The 21,956-nt window shown below is 39.8% G+C and carries 17 protein-coding genes and 3 pseudogenes; 11 read left to right on the forward strand and 9 right to left on the reverse strand.

The annotated features are described in order from the left end of the window. Positions 1-64: 64 nt before the first annotated feature. Both AC0L7Q_RS08525 and AC0L7Q_RS08530 read right to left on the reverse strand, forming a co-directional pair. The gene (locus AC0L7Q_RS08525; protein WP_413402255.1) at positions 65-643 is read right to left on the reverse strand and encodes a type 1 glutamine amidotransferase domain-containing protein; all 579 of its coding nucleotides are present in this window, start codon (positions 641-643) and stop codon (positions 65-67) included. A gap of 222 nt (positions 644-865) precedes the next feature. Then, positions 866-1,135: an HU family DNA-binding protein gene (locus AC0L7Q_RS08530; protein ID WP_413402257.1), complete on the reverse strand. Its 270-nt coding sequence runs from the start codon at positions 1,133-1,135 to the stop codon at positions 866-868. A 231-nt stretch (positions 1,136-1,366) separates the two neighbouring features. Here AC0L7Q_RS08530 and AC0L7Q_RS08535 point away from each other — a divergent pair, with 231 nt between their 5' ends. Then, positions 1,367-2,008 carry a CPBP family intramembrane glutamic endopeptidase gene (locus AC0L7Q_RS08535; RefSeq protein ID WP_131691132.1) on the forward strand — a complete coding sequence of 214 codons (642 nt, stop codon included), beginning with the start codon at positions 1,367-1,369 and terminating at the stop codon, positions 2,006-2,008. Between the two features lie 63 nt (positions 2,009-2,071). Here AC0L7Q_RS08535 and AC0L7Q_RS08540 read toward each other — a convergent pair whose 3' ends face one another. Next, a complete protein-coding gene (locus tag AC0L7Q_RS08540) occupies positions 2,072-3,496 on the reverse strand; it encodes a sodium-dependent transporter (protein WP_010390240.1) in 1,425 nt (474 codons plus the stop codon). Between the two features lie 188 nt (positions 3,497-3,684). Between AC0L7Q_RS08540 and AC0L7Q_RS08545 the strand changes: the two genes are divergently transcribed. The 4 genes and pseudogenes from AC0L7Q_RS08545 to AC0L7Q_RS08560 all read left to right on the forward strand — a co-directional run. Further along, entirely contained in the window at positions 3,685-3,987 is a 303-nt protein-coding gene (locus AC0L7Q_RS08545) for a YciI family protein (RefSeq protein ID WP_075169133.1), read from the forward strand. Between the two features lie 161 nt (positions 3,988-4,148). Then, positions 4,149-4,408, forward strand: a pseudogene (locus AC0L7Q_RS08550) (PepSY domain-containing protein). Between the two features lie 3 nt (positions 4,409-4,411). After that, positions 4,412-5,086: a response regulator transcription factor gene (locus AC0L7Q_RS08555; protein WP_010390247.1), complete on the forward strand. Its 675-nt coding sequence runs from the start codon at positions 4,412-4,414 to the stop codon at positions 5,084-5,086. Further along, a pseudogene (locus tag AC0L7Q_RS08560) lies at positions 5,080-6,411 on the forward strand (ATP-binding protein); the annotation flags it as partial. The gene AC0L7Q_RS08555 and the pseudogene AC0L7Q_RS08560, both read left to right, overlap by 7 nt. 524 nt (positions 6,412-6,935) lie before the next feature. On the opposite strand, the gene AC0L7Q_RS08565 reads toward AC0L7Q_RS08560, so the two are convergent. Together AC0L7Q_RS08565 and AC0L7Q_RS08570 are read right to left on the reverse strand one after the other, a co-directional pair. Then, positions 6,936-7,286, reverse strand: coding sequence for a VOC family protein (locus AC0L7Q_RS08565; RefSeq protein ID WP_409423226.1), 351 nt, complete (start codon positions 7,284-7,286; stop codon positions 6,936-6,938). Positions 7,287-7,399: 113 nt separating this feature from the next. Beyond that, the gene (locus AC0L7Q_RS08570) at positions 7,400-8,059 is read right to left on the reverse strand and encodes a hypothetical protein (RefSeq protein ID WP_409423227.1); all 660 of its coding nucleotides are present in this window, start codon (positions 8,057-8,059) and stop codon (positions 7,400-7,402) included. Positions 8,060-8,691: 632 nt separating this feature from the next. On the opposite strand from AC0L7Q_RS08570, the gene AC0L7Q_RS08575 reads away from it, so the two are divergent. Continuing rightward, positions 8,692-9,774 carry a flavin monoamine oxidase family protein gene (locus AC0L7Q_RS08575; RefSeq protein ID WP_409423228.1) on the forward strand — a complete coding sequence of 361 codons (1,083 nt, stop codon included), beginning with the start codon at positions 8,692-8,694 and terminating at the stop codon, positions 9,772-9,774. 42 nt (positions 9,775-9,816) lie between these two features. Here the strand turns inward: AC0L7Q_RS08575 and AC0L7Q_RS08580 are convergent, their stop codons facing one another. Next, positions 9,817-10,860: an AI-2E family transporter gene (locus AC0L7Q_RS08580; protein ID WP_008109197.1), complete on the reverse strand. Its 1,044-nt coding sequence runs from the start codon at positions 10,858-10,860 to the stop codon at positions 9,817-9,819. 433 nt (positions 10,861-11,293) lie between these two features. Here AC0L7Q_RS08580 and AC0L7Q_RS08585 point away from each other — a divergent pair, with 433 nt between their 5' ends. Both AC0L7Q_RS08585 and AC0L7Q_RS08590 read left to right on the forward strand, forming a co-directional pair. Then, on the forward strand, positions 11,294-12,184 hold the full coding sequence (locus tag AC0L7Q_RS08585) for a TIGR01777 family oxidoreductase (RefSeq protein WP_413402266.1): 891 nt from the start codon (positions 11,294-11,296) through the stop codon (positions 12,182-12,184). A gap of 135 nt (positions 12,185-12,319) precedes the next feature. After that, positions 12,320-13,498 (forward strand): GGDEF domain-containing protein, encoded by a 1,179-nt coding sequence (locus tag AC0L7Q_RS08590; RefSeq protein ID WP_409423231.1) that lies wholly within the window; start codon positions 12,320-12,322, stop codon positions 13,496-13,498. Between the two features lie 60 nt (positions 13,499-13,558). On the opposite strand, the gene AC0L7Q_RS08595 is transcribed toward AC0L7Q_RS08590, so the two are convergent. Together AC0L7Q_RS08595 and AC0L7Q_RS08600 are read right to left on the reverse strand one after the other, a co-directional pair. After that, positions 13,559-14,218: a DUF2987 domain-containing protein gene (locus tag AC0L7Q_RS08595; protein ID WP_409423232.1), complete on the reverse strand. Its 660-nt coding sequence runs from the start codon at positions 14,216-14,218 to the stop codon at positions 13,559-13,561. Then, positions 14,211-15,016 (reverse strand): annotated as a pseudogene (locus tag AC0L7Q_RS08600) (glucosaminidase domain-containing protein). The gene AC0L7Q_RS08595 and the pseudogene AC0L7Q_RS08600 overlap by 8 nt, the downstream one beginning before the upstream one ends. Before the next feature lie 181 nt (positions 15,017-15,197). Here AC0L7Q_RS08600 and AC0L7Q_RS08605 point away from each other — a divergent pair. Then, positions 15,198-16,490, forward strand: a complete 1,293-nt coding sequence (locus tag AC0L7Q_RS08605; protein ID WP_413402848.1) for an anti-phage deoxyguanosine triphosphatase — start codon at positions 15,198-15,200, stop codon at positions 16,488-16,490. A gap of 86 nt (positions 16,491-16,576) precedes the next feature. Here the strand turns inward: AC0L7Q_RS08605 and AC0L7Q_RS08610 are convergent, their stop codons facing one another. Beyond that, entirely contained in the window at positions 16,577-18,733 is a 2,157-nt protein-coding gene (locus AC0L7Q_RS08610) for a prolyl oligopeptidase family serine peptidase (RefSeq protein WP_413402270.1), read from the reverse strand. A gap of 153 nt (positions 18,734-18,886) precedes the next feature. Between AC0L7Q_RS08610 and AC0L7Q_RS08615 the strand changes: the two genes are divergently transcribed. Next, on the forward strand, positions 18,887-19,198 hold the full coding sequence (locus tag AC0L7Q_RS08615) for an Mpo1-like protein (protein WP_409423235.1): 312 nt from the start codon (positions 18,887-18,889) through the stop codon (positions 19,196-19,198). A 192-nt stretch (positions 19,199-19,390) separates the two neighbouring features. Continuing rightward, the gene (locus AC0L7Q_RS08620) at positions 19,391-21,946 is read left to right on the forward strand and encodes a TonB-dependent receptor plug domain-containing protein (protein WP_413402272.1); all 2,556 of its coding nucleotides are present in this window, start codon (positions 19,391-19,393) and stop codon (positions 21,944-21,946) included. Positions 21,947-21,956: the final 10 nt, after the last annotated feature.

Here is a 21,956-nt window from a genome sequence, read left to right on the forward strand (position 1 = left end):
CAACGATTTATTAATCACTAAAAAAGGGCATTTAATATGCCCTTTTTTATTTTGAAGTGCTAACTTAATGCGCTTGATGCTTACCTTCAAGGATCTCTTCAATAAATTTAGCATTAAATGCGTCTAAATCTGCAGGGCTGCGACTAGTCACTAAGCCTTGATCAACACAAACCTCTTGGTCAACCCAGTTAGCACCCGCATTAATTAAATCGCTTTTAATACTAGGATATGAAGTGACTTTTTTGTCTCTGAGCTTATTAATTTCAGCGAGTAACCACGGCGCATGACATATAGCGGCAACGGGTTTGTTTTTCTTTGCCCCAAAAAAGCCGTCTACAAATGCCTTAGCATCTGAGTCTTGGCGTAAGCTATCAGGGTTAAACAAACCACCAGGTAGTAAAAGCGCATCGTAATCAGCGGCATTTGCATTGGCAGCTAATTTATCAACGGTGACTTTTTCACCCCAATTGTCTTCATTCCATGCGCTGATCTGTCCTTCTTTAATAGAAACAACCTCAATATCGGCGCCCGCTTCAAGTAAAGCAGCCTGAGGCGAAAGTAACTCGCTTTGCTCAAAGCCATCGGTGGCTAAAATAGCAATTTTTTTACCTTGTAAACGATTACTGTTATGTAAGTTACTCATTAAATACTCCTTATTTTATTCAATACATAACCGTATTTGCATATCACATACCAAATATAACGCGCTGAATATAATAAGATTTTATAAATATGAATAAGCCAGCAATGTAAATTATTTACACTGATTGCAGATACTACAGGCAAAGGTAATAAAGCAAAGAGCCTGTAAGCTAAATAGTGGCTTTTGGTGAAGATACGAACTTACAGGCACTAAAGTTTTAAATTAAAGGCGCTCTTTTAACGCTTTTGCTGGTTTAAATACGGCTTTATTAGCCCCTTGTATTTCAATCGCTTCACCAGTTTGTGGATTACGACCAGTACGCGCTGGGTAATAGCTTAGTGTAAAAGTGCCAAAGCCTGATATTTGTACCTGATCGCCTTCAGACAATGACTTTGTAATCACTTTTTGTAAGCTGGTTAACGCAGCTTGTGCGTCTTTTTTTGTTAATTCACTCGCATCCGCAATGGCTGCAACCAGTTCTGCTTTATTCATTTTTTGCTCCTAAATACACGCCTAGGCTTAAACCCATTAGCGTGGCAATACAATGATGTAAAAATAAAAGCAGGCAGGCTAAGGGTTGCAAGGGGGTAAGTCAACCTTAACCGAGGGCTAAGAGCCTTAGTAAGAGTCAGTGGGTTTAAATATAATCAGCTTGGCTGTTTTATGGTCATAAAGATGACTTAATCGTTTGCTAGGGTGAGATAAAAATCACCGTGAGCAAACGTGAACGCTAATCAATATCGCTGGTTTGAATTTGCCTTTATTTTTATTATTCTGCCTTTAATTGGCTTTAATATTCGCCAATATTTATCTAACTGGCTTATTCCGGCACTGATCATCCTCATGAGTGTGTGTTGTATGTTGCTACTAAACGACACTCACTTTAAACGTTTTAGATTAACTAGCTTGGGGCAGTTTTCTGCTGTGAAGCGCCGTATGTTTAGCTTTTTCTTTATTGGCGCGTTATTTTCGGGGGTATTTTACAACTTACTTTACCAAGGACACTGGTTTACTTTACCTCGAGAAAACCTCGCCGACTGGCTAATGCTATTACTGCTCTACCCTTTATTGTCGGTGATCCCGCAAGAATTAATATTTAGAACCTACTTTTTTCATCGTTATAAACGCATTATGCCCAGTAAATGGCTACGCATTATTGTCAGTGCGAGTGTATTTGCACTAGCACATATTGTTTACGCTAATTGGGTTGCAGTAAGTTTATCGTTTATAGGCGGGTTACTATTTGCTTATACCTACGCACAAAGCCGCTCAACCTTTGCCTGTGTTCTTGAGCACAGTTTATGGGGCATATGGATGTTTACCCTAGGAATGGGTGACTATTTAGACTCTGGTGCATTAAATTAACGAAAAGCAATAAAAAAGCCGCGACAAGCGCGGCTTAATAAATTTAGCTTAAATTAATTTAACTTAAAAACCAAAAATACTAATATCAAAAAACTTCGTCGCAACGGTATTTACAAAAATGATTAATAATATGGCTGGAATAAAGGTTTGCAGTGAAAAGTTAACGTACTTTTCCATAAAGCTATTAGCATAATTAGGAGAGCCCTGTCTTAGCTCTTCACTTAAGCGAACTTTTTTCCATTTATACATTACAAACAAACACACCATGAGGCCATTTAAAGGCAATATTGTGTCGTAGAATACATCATAAACAACATCAAAAAAGCTCTTATTGCCGCTACCGTAGCTAGTAAAAGTAGTGAGGCTGTCAATCATACCAAACGACATAATACACAAAATAGTTAATATACCGGTTGATAAGGTGAGTATACCCAGCGCTTTTTTACGGCTAATGCCTTTACGATCGCTTAGTGTTGCTGTTGGTACTTCAACAATAGATACCAGTGATGTGATCGCTGCAAAAAATACCAATAAGAAGAAAATAAATGCCACGGCTGATGCGCCAAAATAGCCAATATCATTTTGTAACGCTAATAAGATTTTTGGAAGATAGACAAAAATCATTGAAACTGACGAGTCAGATAACTTAGCCGGATCGGTATTTGGGTCAAAGCTAAAAATAGCTGGTAACACCATTAAGCCTGCTACAAACGCAACCAGTGAGTCAGTAATAGCCACCATTTTAGCACTGCCTACAATGTCATCTTTTTTCGAGATATAAGATGCATAGGTAATTAAAATACCCATACCTAAAGACAATGAGAAAAACGCTTGGCTCAGTGCACCGTTAAGCACACTGGCATTCATTTTACTAAAATCAGGAATAATGTAGTACTTAACACCGGCCATGGCGTTATCAAGTGTGAGTACGTAACCCACTAAAATAATAAGCATGACAAATAAAGCAGGCATTAAAAATTTAGCCGCTTTTTCTATGCCGTCTTTTACGCCACCGACCAAAATTAGGTTAACAATAACAACTACCAGCGCCATATAACCAAACACGGTATAGCTGTTTATAAACTCACCAAAGTGTCCGGGGTTTGCCAGCATATCTAAATTACCCAGCGCGGTTTGGCTTAAATAACCAAAAATCCACACTGTGATCACCATATAAAAAACAGCAATCATAAATGGTGTTAATACTGCTAAAAAGCCAGCAAATTTCCATTTTTTGTCGTTATTAGCTAATTTTTTGTATGCACCAAGCGGGTCTTTTTGTGCATGACGACCCATGGCCATTTCAGCCATCATTACGGGTAAACAAATGAATGCGACAAACAAAGCATAGACGAGCAAAAATGCACCACCGCCATTCTTAGTCGCAGAAACTGGAAAGCCTACTAAGTTACCAATACCCACAGCAGAGCCTGCCGCTGCCAATATAAATCCTAAGCGGGAGCTAAAGTGCTCTCTATTTTCACTCATGTAATAACCTTGTTATTATTTATCTTATCCAAGGGACTCTACCAGTGTTACGCAACGCTTTTCAAGCAATTACCGTGTAAAAAAACATTCTTGCTGTAAACATCGCCATAAACACTTTTAATTCACCATTTATCAACGCTATGCTAGTATGCAGTTAATTAAATTTAACAAGTTTTGAGAGTAATTTTATGTTGTATATGATTTATTCAACAGACGTCCAGAATAGTTTAGAGCACCGTAAAGCGGCTCGCCCAGCTCATTTAGCGCGCTTACAAACGCTAGAAGATGAAGGCCGACTATTAACCGCAGGCCCACTTCCAGCCATTGATAGTGACGACCCTCAAGATGCAGGCTTTACGGGCTCTTTAGTGATTGCTCAATTTAATTCTTTAGAAGATGCCAGAGAATGGGCCGCAGATGATCCCTATGTTGCCGGTGGCGTATATGAAAATTCTATCGTTAAACCATTTAAAAAAGTGTTCCCTGCTTAATTAAACTGTGGCAACCCTGTTTAACTGCAACCAGTAATTCAGGGTTTGTTCACTCATTTTTAATTAAACTTTGCCTTATAAAAACTTAAATACACGCCGTGGTATTAAAGTTTTAGTGGCTTAGTTTTTTAGCTAAGCAGATCTGTTCTAGGAGTTTCGCAATGCGTGTATTATTAATACTCAATTTAATCGCGGTAATGTGTTTGGCTAATTTTGCCCATGCAAGCAATACCAAAAGCAAAGCCGATAAAGTTGAGCTAAGCAAAAAGAAAGCTGTAATACTTGCAAAACAAACTACAGACGGTACAACGTTAAAGATCTCTGAAGAAACACTTTTTTTACTGTACGAATCTTAAAAGCTGACGGCCACGTCGTCGATTTGAAAATAAACAAGAAAACTGGCGAAGTGAAAAAGGATTAACCAATGCGAATTTTAGTAATAGAAGATGATTTACATTTGGCAGACAACCTGCGCAATGCATTAGAAAAAGAGCGTTACAGCGTTGATTTATGTCATGACGGTGAGGCTGGCCTTTTTCATATCACTGAATACCCTTTAGACATGGCTGTAGTTGATTTAGGGCTACCTAAAATAGACGGTATTGAGCTAATAAACAAAGCACGCGCCCAAGGGGTGACTATTCCTATTTTGATTCTAACAGCTCGCGATCGCTGGCAAGACAAAGTAGAAGGCTTAGATGCCGGTGCAGATGACTACCTAACTAAGCCATTTCATGTGGAAGAGCTAATTGCTCGCTGTAATGCGCTTATCCGTCGCAGTGCTGGCAAAGCAAACCCAGAAATGACAGCAGGCCCTATTAAAATTCATACACGCTCACAGCAAGTATGGGTAAACGACAAAGAGCTGAGCTTAACCGCGTATGAGTATAAAGTACTCGAATACTTGATGGTTAACCCACAAAAAGTAATCTCAAAATCTGAGCTCACAGAGCATATTTACGATCAAGATTTCGATCTTGATTCGAACGTCATTGAAGTGTTTGTACTACGTTTACGTAAAAAACTCGACCCAGATGGCGTACTTAACCCAGTGGAAACACTGCGTGGGCGCGGCTACAGGCTTAAAAGCCAGTGGTAACACCGCAAATTTCGTTAAAAATAAGGCAAGGATTTATCCTTGTCTTTGTTTTGTTAGTCGCTCTACCTATTTTGTTTTACTCCATAGGTAAGGCGTATTACGCGTCACTTGTTGATGCAACCGAAAAAAATCTAGAAGCGCATCTGTATTCACTTATTTCCGAAGTTGATTTTACCGAGCGTGGCATTATTATGCCCAGCTCTATTTTAACCCCCGAACTCAACAACCTAAACTCAGACACCTACGCCATGATTTACCGTGACGACATGCCTATTTGGCATTCTGAGTCGGCGGTTAACGTTAACTTTGTTCCCCAATATATAGAACCCAAAGCAGGCGCTGCCGATTTCAGACGTGTGGTGTATAACAACACCACCTACTGGCAATTAAGTTTAACGGTAATACTTAATAATATTGACCAATCAGAGCAAGCACGCTTTATTTTATTAAAACGTAACGATGCCCTACTGCGTTTAATGGATGGCTTTAAGCAAACCTTAGTCGATTGGATGTTTATTATGGGGATTGCGATTGCAGGGTTAATGGCCATTGGTTTTATTTGGAGTGCACGACCTCTGCAACGTCTAGATAAAGAAATAAAAGCCATTGAATCAGGCGATATTCAAGAAATTAAAGGCTTATACCCCGTTGAACTGCAAACCATTAAAGCCGACCTAAATTTACTATTAGAGTCGCAGCAACGCCAAAAAGAGCGATACCGCGCCTCTCTTAGCGATTTAGCCCATGCACTTAAAACGCCGTTAGCTGTTTTAAAATCAAGCCCATTAGCTAACGATGCAGATGCACAAGAACAACTCGACAGAATTAATGTGATGATCGAGCACCAATTAAAACGTGCAGCCACAGGTGCTTCCGATACCTGGAAAAAGCAAACCCCTATCAAGCCGGTTATCGATTCTATCTTAAGTGCAATGAGTAAAGTATACCGCGATAAAGACATTATATTTAATTGCCAAGTGAGCGATAAAGATTATTTTTTAGGTGATAAAACCGATTTAATGGAGTTATTAGGTAACTTAATAGATAATGCCTGCAAAGCCTGTCGCTCCCAAGTCAGTATTAATGTTTCACAAGCTAGAACGCTCAGTATTAGTATTTGTGATGACGGCCCAGGCATTAAGCCTGATAAACGTGAATCATTGTTACAACGCGGTACGCGCCTTGATACCTACGAAAGCGGACACGGTGTTGGAATGGCTATTGTATCTGACTTAGTTAAGTCGTATCACGGGCTGTTAACTATATCTCAGTCGCAACGTTTAGGCGGTGCAGAATTTATTCTCGAGTTTAATTATCATGAAAAAAATAACTACATCCTTTGTTTTAGCTTAAGCCTTTTATTGTTATGGGCACAGCAAAGTATGGCTGCTGAGCAACAATGTACATTGCAAAGCAACGCCCTGCCAGAGCAAATTAAAGATTACACACAATGTTTAGATGCCAAATTAAATAAAGTGCAACAGCAACAAGACAGCTGGATCCAAAAGCGCACTTTTGAGCTGGTCGAATTAGAAAGTGAAACCGGTAATACCATCATTTTGTCACTGTTTAAACAAAGTATTAACGCCAAAGATAAGTACATACAAAAAAGCTGCCAGTGGCGTTACATGTTAAAACAACCTAATTCACTAGAAGCTGTAGTAACTTATAAAGAGTGTGAAATAGCAATGATAAAGCAATTTATTCAGCAGCTTAAAACGGGGCTTTAACCAACTCATAATTAAACATTATTTGTTGTTTCTTGTTAATTTCGTGGTTAGTTTATTGGTATTTTGGGAAGTGCAGCCTTAAAGGCTGCATTTTTGTAGTTATATACTTTGTAATGTGATTACTCTGACCACACCGCAAATTCATTTCCATTTGGGTCGCTAAAGTGAAATCGTCTACCACCTGGAAATGAAAATGTAGGCTTAATTATTTTGCCTCCAGCTTTCTCAATTTTATTTTGAGTCGCTTCAAGGGCATTACTGTATAACACAATTAACGGGCTTCCGTTTTTAGTAGCAACAACCAAGTCAGATTTAAAGAAGCCACCATCAACCCCTTGCCCAGTAAAACTACAATATTCTGAGCCATAATCCACAAATGACCAGCCAAACACGTCACTGAAAAAGGCCTTAGTAGCTACAATATTTTGTGCAGGAATTTCAATATAGTTAATTTTATTATTTAGAGTCATAACAGTTTTTTGCCCTTATTCTTGTTTATATTATTTTCGACTTGAACTAGTAATAAATAAAGGTAGCAGCAATGCTCAATAATCATAAGCAAACATCAGGTATTTGAATTGCACTACTCAACCTGTGCTTTTTCCCACCATGGTTTGGAAAAATCGACTTTATCCGCTGGAATAACCATTGGGTGTTTTCTCAAATAATACGCCCAGAAAGCTTTTTCATATTTTGGGTTATAAATTTTAAAATTCCCCTGGGCTTGATACTCTTCTAAAAGTTTACGATAGGCACCTACAGGTTCATGAGGGTTTCCCTGTTGGAAAATAACTGTGCCTCCATACGTTTCATAAAGATACTTACTAATTTTGTAAGTTTTAACGACATCTCTATTTGCTCTAAATGAAGCTTCTTTCATTTCAGAAGTTAACGTCTCAGTTAATGACTCTGAGCTAAATCGATGCATAGCTTCAGTAAAACTTCCTACTTCTTCGGTTGTTGGTTCTAAATTATGTTCATCAGATAACTTTTGAATAATTCGTTTCCAAATTATTGAAGTTAATTTATCTGCTCGCATTTTATCAAGCACATCATCTTCTGATAAACCAGGATAAGAACGCTTATATCCTTTTAAAAACCTCAAATCTATTTCTAGATCAGTAACATGTATTGTATTCCCTAATATATGGGCTACTTTTGCTGAGCTATCCTCTTGAGCAAACGCATTCAAAGAAAACGTTAATAAAAAAGAACACACAATAACCATAAACTTATTTTTCATAATCTACTTCCATGTTTAATAACGCCATCTCTCCGACAAATTTGGAGCACAACAAAAAATGGTGATACAGCAGCGCCTTTTTATAATTCAACATTCTTTGAGATCAGCTATTAATTAATTTTCTTCAATAGAAAGTTTGATGAGCTCTTTCGCTACTATATCTAGAAATCTATTTACGTTTTCAAGCGACTTTAAAACTGAATATTGCCCTTGAAATTCATATTGTTGGCCGTGAGCTATATCACTTCTAAGCCCAAACAGCTTACTCCAAAGCTTTGGATGCCCTATGTCTCCAAAATACTCTTCATACTTAAAATGTTATTCCGCTAGGTTACATAGCTTTCCTTGAATTCTAACAATTTAACACTGCGCGATCCGCATATATCTATACTAGCACTACGTTTAATTTTTCTATTAGATATAGTTTTAACAAATTAGCTAACATATTACTATCATTAAGTTTTTATTATTTTAAAGCGTAATTAATTAGCACTCTGTTCCCGCTTGGCTCATTTTCCTGAATATAGAGGCTCACTCAGCTTATTCACTTAGTCCATAAAACGTTTTGACAAATCTACCTAAAAACCACAAACTACCTACCAGTAGATTGACTTAGCTAAAGTAATTTTAAAATGCATAAACCTGTGGTTATTATTGGTAGTGGCTTAGCGGGCTTATATGCTGCATACAGCCTTAAAAAACGTAACATTCCGTTTTTATTATTAGAGGCCAAAGCCAGTTTAGGTGGCAGAATGGCGTCTCATTATTTACCGACCAACAACACCATTGGCCACGATTTAGGCCCTACCTGGATATTTCCGCACCAGCCTAATATTCAACAGTTAGTTGCTGCTTTAAACATCCCTGTGTTTGAGCAATACACCCGAGGCGATGTGCTGTATCAAGCATCACAAACCGCTCCTGCACAGCAAATTGCAGGGGCTGGCGAAATGCAGTTATTTAGAATACAAAACGGTATGAACGAGCTCATTAGTGCGCTTTATCTGCAGCTTGAGCCAAACACCGTTAAATTAGAGCACGCTGTTAGCGAAGTAAAAAAGCTCTCCGATGGCTGGCATATAAGCGCTAATTATCAAGGGAGTAGGCAGCACTATACTTGCGATCAGTTACTGTTGGCGTTACCCCCTAGAATGATCAACCAACATTTAACCCCGCATTTATGGGCTAATAATGTTTTAGCACAGCGTTTAGCGTCGGTGCCTACGTGGATGGCAGGCCAAGCAAAGTTTGTTGCCACCTTTGAACACGCCTTTTGGCGAGATAAAAACTTATCGGGGCAATGTTTTAGCCGTGTAGGCCCATTGGTAGAAGTTCATGATGCGTCAGCAAGTGAGCATTCTCACCCTGCTTTGTTTGGCTTTATTGGCGTACCTTACTTGCAGCGCAGTAAAGTAACCAGAGAACAATTAACCCAAGCTTGCCTTAAACAGCTCAGCTATTTTTATGGCGAGCAAGCCTATACAGCGACGAGCTGCATTATAAAGGATTGGGCTGAGGATGAATTTGTTGCCAGCAAAGATGACCAAATAGGTGTATCGCAGCATCCTGAATTCAATTTTTCAGGGCTTAGCGAGCAGCTTAAACAGTTACAAGTGCATTTTGTAGGAAGTGAGTTTGCACAGCAAGAAGCTGGCTATTTAGAGGGGGCTATAAACGCTGTAGATAGCGCCTTAGCTAATTTAATGAATCCTTAGCTTTTTAAAAGGCGTGCTATGTAGGCACGCCTTTGTAAGGTATTAGTCTTCTGATTTGATAACGGTTTCTTCACCTGTGCCTAGCATGGTAGCTAACCAACGCCCTTCATCACTGGCTTCTAGTGCTATTTTTACAATCATGGTTAACGGCACCGATAACAGCATACCCACAGAGCCTAATAACCAGCCCCAAAATATTAATGATAAAAACACCACCAAGGTAGAAAGCCCGAGGCCTTTACCCATGTATTTTGGCTCTACAATATTCCCCATAACGGTATTAATAGTTAAATAACCCGCGCCGACGAGCCCTGCCACTAATGGACCTTGCGTAATAAGCGCCAGTAACAGTGCTGGCACAGCCGCAATTATTGAACCAATGTTAGGAATGTAATTAAGCATAAATGCCAATACGCCCCATAGTACAAAATAATCAACATCGAGTATCCACAGGTAAAAACCAGCAATTACACCGGTAGCTAAACTCACTAAGGTTTTAATGGCTAAATAAGAGTTAATAGAGTCTAAAAAACGGTCAATTTGCTTAATTTTGCTGTCGGGATCGTCCAGTGCTAAATGAATTTTTTTGCCAAGTATCGGCCCTTCAAACAACATAAAAACAACCGTTAAAATAATTAAAAACATATTGGCCATTACGCTACCCAAACCCGTCAGCATATTAGTGGCAACATCAACCATTTTGCCAGGATCAAACATAGACAAAATTTGTTCTTTATTAATTAAGATATTGTATTGCGAGGCCACATCAACCAACCATACAAACTCTTCTTTTAATTGTGCTTTATATTCAGGTAACTGCTTTGAAAAATCGTTAACCGACTGCCCTACTAAGCCACCTAAGCTAACCCCTAAGCCCATAATAATAAGCACCACAAGCACTACCGCTATGCCTTTTGGAATACGGTAACGGGCAAAAAAGTTTATGAGTGGGCTACAAATTATGGCTATAAATGCTGCCAAAATAAACGGAATAACAATAGCGCTTGCGGCTTTAACACCCGCCAGCACAATAACCAAAGCGGCAAAAATTATTAAGCTTTTATTTACCCCAGTTAAACTTGCCAATACTCTTATCCTATTACTGTTATTTGGCTTTAGTGTAAGGCAAAAGCTAATAGAATGAAATGTTTATGGGTCTGTTGGCCTTTCAAGATTAAATTTGCAGCCGTCTTTTTGGTATTAAGGCAAGGCAGAGCCTATGTGGTGTGGTTGTTCCCCATAAATAGGCGATAACGTAGCATTAATGCCAAACAGGCGCTGCCCAAAGGGTTCTGCCTAGGGGCAATTAACTCTTTGTTGCTCGGTTTTGACTTAGCCCACTAGGTTACAAACCTCGCGCCGCGATTAAATTGCCCCTAGTTTGAACAAATATTAATCCGCAAAGACCAACAGACCCTAGGTGATCATAAAAATTATTGGCACGTATAAATTTGCAAATCGTTGAGCTGGAGAGTATAAATTTTAAACATCCTGCTTTATTTATAATTTTGGAGTTGCAATGCATATATTTTTTACTGGCGCCACAGGCTTAATTGGTAGGCACCTTTGCCCTTTCTTGTTGCACCACCATGATGTTACTGTACTGAGCAGAAACCCAACCAAAGCAAAAGTATTGTTAGGGCACCAGGTTAACGCTATTGATAGCCTTGAAGATGTTGATTTTAATACCGTTGACGTGGTTATTAACTTAGCCGGTGAGCCTATTGTAAATAAACGTTGGAGTGATAAACAAAAAGCAGTCATTCGCGATAGCCGAATCATTGTTACTCAAGCCATTAGTGATGCTATTAAGCAGTGCCATACCCCGCCACATACTTTTATATCTGGCAGTGCAATTGGTTATTATGGTCGTCAAGGCGACAGCCTAGTTTATGAAAACAATACCGAGCCTCACGATGAATTTAGCCACCAGCTTTGTAAAGATTGGGAGCAAGCAGCTTTACAGGCTGAATCTGACGACACCCGTGTGTGCTTATTGCGTACCGGTATTGTGCTGGCTAAAAAAGGCGGCGCGCTGGGTAAAATGTTACCCGCCTTTAAACTTTGCGTAGGTGGCCCAATTGGCCATGGTGAACAAGGTATGTCGTGGATCCATATTGATGACATGGTTCAACTGATTTTATTTTTAATTCGCAATAAAGAAATATCAGGTGCTATCAACGCCACAGCCCCTGAGCCGGTAAGTAACAAGCAGTTTAGTAAATCATTGGGAAAAGCATTATCTCGCCCTGCGTTTATGCCTATGCCTGCTGGGGTGCTTAACATATTAATGGGTGAAATGGCCGACTTACTCACTACCGGTCAGTATGTGGTGCCTAAAAAGGCCTTAGACCATAACTATCGTTTTCATTTCACTAAAATAGACGCTGCGTTAAACAGTTTGGTTTAACGACTGGCCTTAACGGGTTAAGTTTGTGGAAGGGAGTAAAAGTTAATACTTTTTACCCCCTTGCTATTTTAGTGTCACTACCTAATACTTATAGCTGTATGAACGCCTTCAATTAGCTAAAAGAGCCCCTTAAACATGCTTCATTTACCTACATTAATTAGCCTCTGTTTTATTCTTAACTTGTTTATTGCGGTGTTCTTTTTTTCTGTTTATAAATACAAAAAACAACCTTGCTATTTATTTTTTGCTACCGCCTGTTGCTCATTTATTACCGCTATTGCGTTAATAGGCTTAAGAGATTTTATTGACTTCCCCCTGTTAACCCACTTTTTTGCTTACGTTTTTATTATTTTAAGCCCATTACTCATTATTTTAGGGTTAATACCACAAAGCCAAGCGCCCGCGATAAAATTAACGCCTTTATACTATGCAAGCGCCATGTGCTGCACGCTTTTACTTGCAGTGTACCTTATTGATGCAGGGCAAATAATTACCAGTATTATTGCTGCTGTATTATTTAGTTACGCTGCGTATTTATTGATTAAAACTCCAAGTGTTGCTGTAGTCCAACAACGCTTACTCGTTGCCTGTTTTGCAATACACAGTGTGGTGATGCTGTTGCAAGTTGTACTCCTTGTTTTGATCTACTCAAGCCAAATAAGTCAAGCCAGCTTAGCTTCAGGGCTACAGTTTTTATTGGTAACGCATTTATTTTTAACTACCGCTACTGCGCTAATTTTACCGTTTATAAAGTTTGCTAATGCTGAGTCTAGGCTAATTAATTTAGCGAATCACGATCCATTAACGCAGCTTTTAAATAGACGAGGTTTTTTTAAGCTATGTAAAAAAATAAAGCATACTGCGCCTTTAAACAGCAGAGTGTCGTTGATCATGCTCGATATTGACCTATTTAAACAAGTGAACGACCAATACGGTCATGAAACCGGCGATGAAGCGATAAAATGGATTGCACAACATATTAACGAATTGTTTTTTGAGCTTGGTGTTACTGCTCGGATTGGCGGGGAAGAGTTTGCTATTTTTCTTAATCAACAAAACTTAGCGCAATCAAAGCAGTTAGCTCAAAAGCTTTGCAGTAGTATTAATGAATATCCGTTTTATTTTAATAATCACAGCATTGCACTGTCTGTTAGTGCTGGGGTAAGTAGCATGTTAGTACGCGAACTAAATATGCAAGAACTGTTGTTACAAGCCGATAAACGGCTTTACCTTGCTAAAGAAACAGGCCGAAATAAAGTGGTCACTCATGATGAAAAAAGCCTATTAGCAAAAGCCCACTCTGCCATCATTTAATTTAGTCATAAAAAACGGCATCATAGTTGATGCCGCTTGATACGTTTACAAATTATATAGCTACTTACTGATCCAAGGCGTTACTTTAACAACCTCGTTAATATCAGCTAATACGGTCATGTTGTCTTCCCAACTGTCGGTTACTTCAAAATAACACACTGACTTTTCGCACGTTATGCGCTCATCATCAAATTGCTTTGGGGTTTTAAAGGTAACAACCACGCCTTTTTGTTCAGGCAATAAAAACCACATTAGTTTGCTAACAAAAAAGCCAGATAGGTCTGTTAATAGCTCTTCAAGCTCATTATTAATAACTAATAACGATTGCTTTGATAACGCCAGTCCATCTAGTTCACTAGCTTCTATTTGTAACTTTAACTGACAATCGTGAACCGGATTTTTTGGCTGAACCACAATCACCGCTTTATCGGTATCGAGCTGTTTATCGTAAGGTAACAGCAATTGCGCTTTGTCGGTATAATTAAGTGGGTACTCATTTTTTTCAGTTAAAATAGTACCGCTTTTAATACTACATACTTCGTTAGTACCAATATCGCTAATATAAAAGTTTACGCGGGCGTACTGAAAGTCCCCTTTGTTTACCACTTTTAAACGGTCGTAAAAACCGTCGTACGACATTACAAATTCTTTAGCAACCGCACTACTAGCGGCTATTGCAAAAAAGCTGGCTGTAACTAATTTTAATACCATTTTATTCATTAAAGTACGCTCGGTTTTGATTTATCATAGTATTTAACTCTTCAATGTACGCTTCACCACGTTCAGAGTAAGACATTAAACCATACGTTAATTTAGTCGCTAAAATTGGTTTTTGTTGTGCGCGTAAGTCTTCGCGTATAGTACGTAACTCTTTGTAAGCATTGTGGGTATTAATATTTTTAAAATAAGAGCTTACTGCTGCACGTACCGATTTAAATGCAGCCACTTCATGCTCGGCTTCACTATTACGTCTTCTTGGTACCATGCCACAGCCTTTTTTGTAGCACCATTGGCCAAAAAGTTTAAGCCAATTCGTGCAAAACGCGAAGTACCCCATGCAGACTCATTAGCAGCCTGCATTAAGGCCATCTCTTTAGGAATGATGTCTACGCGGCGCAGTGCTTGGCTTAAAGTAATGGTATCTAAGGTTTCAGGTAATCCGTACGACTTAAGTATTTTTTTAATGTCGCCCGTTTGTTTTTTACTAAGCAGCTCATCGTGCTCTATCATCATGCGTGCAATTTCAAGGTTTGCACGTTGTTGTAAAATCTTTTTGTTTTCGGCTTCTACATGAGGCTTAATAAAGTTAAAAAACGCATGTTTTTTCTCTTTCACATCAGTGAATTCTGAGAACTTTGGCAACTTAACGTTGTGCAATGGTTTTTCTTTCTTCTTCTGTTTTTTAATATCGACAGTGCTGGTTTGCTCGTCTGATACTAGTTCATCATCAATAAACGGAAGGGTCAGCGCCCAAATAACAACGGCGGCTAACAACAACTGAAAAATAGTTTTTAACATGTATTATCTCAATTTAACTCTAAGTTATGTATGGTGTAGTCACATACATACGAAACAACATTATACCTAAGCCACTTTATAAACGCGAATACCGAACAACTGAATAAAATTCATACGCCTATTGTGGGCTATTTATAATATACTAAGTGCTAAAGTCGTGAATGAAATGATAGGTGGTGACATGGATAAACAGTGGCAAAATAGAATAATTGAACAATATAAACACCGCCCTAACGATAACCGCTCTGCTTGGCAAATCGACCGCTCACGAATCATTCATGCTGCTGCATTTAGACGCCTTCAAGCCAAAACCCAAATAATGGGCATCGGCTTAAACGACTTTTACCGTACACGCCTTACCCACTCATTAGAAGTCTCACAAATAGGTACCGGCATATTACGCCATTTAAAAGCCCAGCATCCAAGCTTTGAACATTTTCCATCTACTGGATTGCTCGAAACCTTATGTTTAGCGCACGATATAGGCCATCCACCGTTTGGGCATGGTGGCGAAATTGCACTTAACTATATGATGCGTGATCATGGTGGCTTTGAGGGTAACGCACAAACACTGCGCATTGTGGCAAAACTAGAACCTTACAGTAACGGCTACGGCATGAACTTAACAAGGCGTACCTTGTTAGGGTTTATTAAGTACCCAGGTTTTATTGATAACCTTTGGCATAGCATCCCAGAAGAAGATAAACAGCGTGCATTTATTAAAGCCGATGACTGGCGACCAGCCAAAGGTATTTATAATGACGATGCCGCGATATTTAATTGGATTATTGAGCCTCTTAGCGCTAGTGATAAAGCGTTATTATCTAGCCAAGAACAGGCAGATGCTTATCGCGCTAAAACCCGTTATAAATCACTCGACAGTGCCATTATGGAACTGGCTGATGACATTGCATATGCCGTTCACGATCTTGAAGATGCCATAGCTACCGATGTTCTCAGTTTAGACGATTGGCTAACCCATGCATTGCCGCATTTACAAGCACTCAACTATGACTGGTTAAACACGTTGCTGGAATCACTCTCTGAGCGACTATTTTCAAAACATGAGCATGAGCGAAAAGACGCCATAGGCGAACTAGTAAATACCTTTATTATTCATATTCATTTAGATACCCAAAACGATGAATTTGAATGCTCTATTTTAAGGCATACCGCAAAATTAGATCAGCAATACGAAAATGTGCTACAGATCCTCAAACACTTTGTGTTTCAGCGCTTGATACGCGACCCGCAAATGCAACAAATAGAATTTAAAGGACAAAACCTACTCATAGAATTATTTACCGCGTTTGCCAGCGATCCACTGCGCTTATTACCTGAAACCACGCAGACACTGTACCTTGAAGCTGAGAAACATAATCAAGGCATGCGTATTATCTGTGACTATTTAAGCGGTATGAGCGATGAATACGCTTATAAAACCTATCAACGGTTGTTCTCTCCTATACAATAAGTTAGCTAATCTGAACTCAGGTTAGTCAACATAAAAAAGCCGAGTCACTTACGTAACTCGGCTTTTCGTTAGTTTATAAAATCACACTACAGTGATTTAATGCCCATGTTGTAAAGCGTAAAACCGTACATGTCGGCATAAAGGTCAATAATTTTACTGGTTGGTGTACCTGCACCATGGCCTGCATTGGTTTCAATACGAATAAGTGTAGGATTTGTACCCGCTTGATTCGCTTGAAGCTCAGCTGCAAATTTGAATGAATGCGACGGTACAACGCGGTCATCATGATCGCCTGTAGTGATCATAGTCGCCGGATATTCAACCCCTGCTTTTACGTTATGAATTGGCGAGTAACCTTTTAAGTAATCAAACATTTCTTTACTTTGGTTGCTGGTACCGTAATCGTATGCCCAACCAGCGCCGGCTGTAAATGTATGATAACGAAGCATATCCAATACACCTACCGCAGGTAACGCAACTTGAAACAAGTCAGGTCGCTGGGTCATTACAGCACCCACTAATAAGCCACCGTTTGAACCACCACGCAGTGCTAAGCGCTTTTTAGAGGTATATTTTTTATCTTGTAAGTATTCAGCTGCTGCAATAAAGTCGTCAAATACGTTTTGCTTTTGCAATTGTGTACCTGCTTTATGCCACTCTTTACCATACTCACCACCACCTCGAATATTAGCAACTGCATATACGCCGCCTTGCTCAAGCCAAGCCGCTGTTGTAGAGCTAAAACGAGGTGTTAAGCTAATATTAAAGCCACCATAGCCATATAAAATAGTTGGGTTGCTGCCATCTAATTTAATATCACTTTTATAAGTGATAATCATCGGTACTTTCGTGCCATCTTTAGAGGTATAAAATACTTGCTCAGAGGTATAGTTCTCGCTATTAAAATCAATCCCCGATTTACGGTATACTTTTGACTCACCGCTTTGCACGTCAAAGCTGTAAGTCGTACCTGGCGTTTTATAGTTAGTAAATGAATAATAAAGCGTAGTTTGCTCTTTTTTACCGCCAAAGCCACTCGCTGTACCAACACCTGGTAAGCTAATTTCGCGGATCAATTCGCCTTGTTTGTTGTACTGTTTCACTTTAGAAATAGCATCAACCATGTAGTTGGCAAAAAACGTATTTCCGCCAAGCGTTACATTAAGTACGTTTTCAGTTTCTGGGATAAAATCTTGCCAATTTTCAGGCTGTGGATTGCTTGCATCAACCGTCACTACTTTTTTATTTGGTGCATTTAAATTTGTGACCAAAAATAGCTTGCTGCCTTCGTTATCAATTACGCTGGTATCAGAGTCGGTATTACCCACTACGGTCACAAATTCGCTATCTGGCTTGGTTAAATCTTTAACAAATAACTTATTACCAGAGGTCGATACGCTGGCACTTATAAACAGGTAACGACCATCTTTGGTTGCTTTAGCGCCCACATAGCGGTGTTTTTGTTCTGCTGTATCGCCAAATACTAAAGTATCTTCGCCTTGATCTTGACCTAACTTATGGTAATACACTTTATGTTGATCAGTTTTTGCAGAAAGCTCACTGCCCTCTGGCTTATCGTAGCTTGAATAGTAAAAACCGTCATTTGCCAGCCAGCTAACGCCACTAAATTTAACATCAACCAGTGCTTGCTCTACCTGCTCTTTGGTTTCAGTGTCTATAACAATGATTTTACGCCAATCACTTCCGCCTTCTGATATTTGGTACGCTAATAATGAACCATCATCTGAAAATGATAAACCCGACATTGAAGTGGTACCATCTTCACTAAAAGTATTAGGATCTAAGAACACTTCAGCTTCACCACCGTCTTTACTACGGTATAAAACGTACTGGTTTTGTAAGCCATCATTTTTATAAAAATAGGTGTAATCACCTTCGGTAAACGGCGCGCTGATTTTTTCGTAGTTCATGAGTTTTTCAAGGCGCTGTTTGAGTGTATCTCTGTACGGTATTTGCTCTAAATACGAAAAGGTTAGGTTGTTTTGTGTTTTAACCCATTGAGCCGTTTCATCACTCATATCATCTTCTAACCAGCGATACGGATCAGCCACGGTTTCACCAAAGTAGGTGTCAACCACAGTGCCTTTTTTAGTTTCAGGGTAATCTAAAGAATTTACTGCTTTCATTGCTGTTTTTACTTTATTTTGAGTGGTGTTTTCTGCAGGTTGTGAACAGCCCGCAAGTGCGATAATAACCGCACAGGTCAGTGTCTTTTTAAGCATTGCTTTATCATTATTTTATCTATAGTGATCCTAACCTATTAACTTTTTCTGCTTTTGTCTATTGAGATGCGGTAAACGTCATTTATCGCTGTTAACCTGCGCTAAATTGCGCTTAAATAAAAGAACGATTTTTAAACACTCGCAGGTTAAGTAATGACAGAAACTAAATCCTTTTCTAGCTTTAAACGCTTTTACCCTTTCTATTTAAAAGAGCATCGGAATAAAACTTGTCGCAGACTGCATTTTATTGGCAGTAGTTTAGTGTTGTTACTAGCCGGCTACGCGCTTTTTAGATCACAATTTGCATTATTATGGTTATTACCGCTGATTGGTTATGGCTTTGCATGGATTGGGCATTTCTTTTTTGAAAAAAACCGCCCCGCCACATTTAAACATCCGCTATACAGTTTATGGGGTGATTGGGTCATGTTTAAAGACATGTTGATTGGCAAAATTAAATGGTAAATGACTACTTACGCTTCGGTATTATAAACACCTCACCTTACTTACTGTAAATAAATTGTAGATTGAATGTAATTCAATTGACCTCGATTGTAGAAATGGTCTAATTTGGCAACAGTAATTTCAATTAGTTCATTATTCTAACAAACACTATATTGAAACCACCTAAAGAGCATCGAATGAGGGAAATTAGTTATGCAACTTACACCGCTATTTACAGCAAAGAAAACCATCACATTAAGTATAGCCGCTGCACTTGTAGGCTCATGGACGGTAAATGCTGCTGAGCAAGAAACACAAATCCAAGAAAACATTGAACAAATTAGTGTAATTGGCTCTCGCCGACTAGGCCGCACAGTTGAAGATAGCCCTGTGCCTATTGATATTATTAGTAATGATGCCTTAAAAAGTTCAGGGCAAACAGAAACCAATGCATTATTAAGTACGTTATTACCAAGTTTTAATTTCCCTCAACCATCAATCACCGATGGCAGCGACCATGTGCGCCCCGCTCAACTGCGTGGCTTAGCCCCTGATCACACCCTAGTACTCGTAAATGGTAAACGTCGCCACAGTAACGCGCTACTTAATTTAAACGGCTCAACGGGTCGAGGCTCGTCATCGGTTGATTTAAACGCCATACCTGCAAACGCGATTGAACGTATTGAAGTATTACGCGATGGTGCCGCAGCTCAATATGGCTCAGACGCTATTGCCGGAGTAATTAATATCGTCCTTAAAAGCAATAGCAGTGGTGGTAGTTTAGGTGTCGTATATGGTGCAAACATTACCGATATGGACGGTGTCGCGCAGTTACAATCGGTCTCTGAGGACGCCAATGGTGATTTAGCTTTTACTGAGGGCAGCGACCGCTCGCTTACCGACGGCCAAACCTTAACTCTGCAAGGTAATATGGGGTTTGAATTAGGCGATAACGGCTTTTTGAGTATTTCTAGTGAATATCGCGATCGCAGCTCTACCAACCGCTCTGATTACGACCAACGCGAAAACTACGCTCGTTTACCTGATGGCTCTCTCGACCCACGCGAATTCACATGGGATCGTTACAACCATAACTTTGGTAACGGCACTGTTGAAGACTTTGCGCTGTTTTACAACGCAGGTTATCAGCTAACTAACGATGCTGAGCTCTACTCGTTTGGCTCTTACAGCAAGCGTGAAGGCGAAGGCGGTGGTTTTTATCGTCGCGCCCAAGACAGCCGTAACGTTACAGAAATATACCCTGATGGCTTTTTGCCGGTGATCACCTCAGACATTGATGACTTTTCATTGGCTTTAGGAGTGAAAGGCTTTGCTAATGAATGGAACTACGATGCTTCTGCTGTATATGGCCAAGATGCCTTTAACTTTGGTGTTATTAATAGTTTAAACACTTCATATGGGCCAAGTAGCCAAACCAGTTTTGATGCCGGCACGCTAACTTACGATCAGCTGACTATTAATCTTGATTTTAGCCGTGAGATTGATGCTGACTTTTTAGCCAGCGGAATTAACGTGGCAGTGGGCGCTGAGTATCGCCGCGAAGGGTATGAAATTCAAGCAGGTGAAGAAGCCTCTTATGCGCGTGGTAATTTTGGCCCAGGTGGTGCCGTGACCGATCCGGTTAATGGCCCATTCGGCTCTGCAGGTTCACAAGTGTTCCCGGGGTTCACACCTGAATCTGCGGGTGATAACAGCCGCCACAATGTCAGCCTTTACGTTGACTTAGAAGCCTTTATTACAGATAACTGGAATGTTGCCGTAGCCGCCCGTTACGAAGACTATTCTGATTTTGGCGACACGCTTAATGGTAAAATTGCCACTCGCTATACACTAACAGAAGACTTAGCACTGCGTGGCTCTGTATCAACTGGGTTTAGAGCGCCCTCTTTACAACAGCAATACTTTACCTCGGTAGCGACTGTATTTGTAGATGGCGAACCAACACAAACAGGTACCTTTGCGCCAAGCAGTGATGTGGCCGTTGCATTGGGTTCACCAGGTTTAGATGCAGAAGAAGCTACTAACTACGGTGTAGGCTTTACGTGGTCAACCGACTTCAACTTCAGCTTATCTGTTGATTACTACCAAATATTAATTGATGACCGTATTGTGTTATCAAATAACTTATCGGGCGCAGGCGTTGCAAGCTTACTTGAGGGCACCGGCGCTAACCAAGGGCGATTTTTCTTAAACGCGATCGATAGCAAAACCCGTGGCGTTGACGTCGTCGCTTCTTATAATTTAATCACCGACAATTACGGTGATGTAGCGCTTAATTTAGGTTACAACTACGGTAAAAACCAAGTCACCGACATTATTGACCCACCAGCACAATTACAAAGTGTTGGGGTTGAGCAAGATAATTTGTTCTCGGGTAACGAGCTACGTCGTTTTGAAGTGAGCACACCGCGCAATAAATACAACCTTAGCGCAACATGGACACTTAACGAATGGCGCACCACACTTCGTAGTACTCGTTATGGTGAAACACAAGACCCGTCTGAAAACCCAGAGCGTAACGAAGTGTTAGAACCTAAATGGATCACCGATTTAGATGTGGCGTATGCACTTAATAATAACCTTACTCTGAGCTTAGGCGCTAATAATGTATTTGATGTATACCCAGATCCAACTCGAGAGCTGGTGAGCGATGTAACCACTTTCTCTCGCTTGTTCTCGTACTCGGGCTTTTCACCATTTGGTTTTAATGGCCGTTATGTATACGGCAAAATTGAAATGAAGTTTTAAGCTGTAGCTT

This window comes from Pseudoalteromonas sp. KJ63-1 (genome assembly GCF_055808145.1).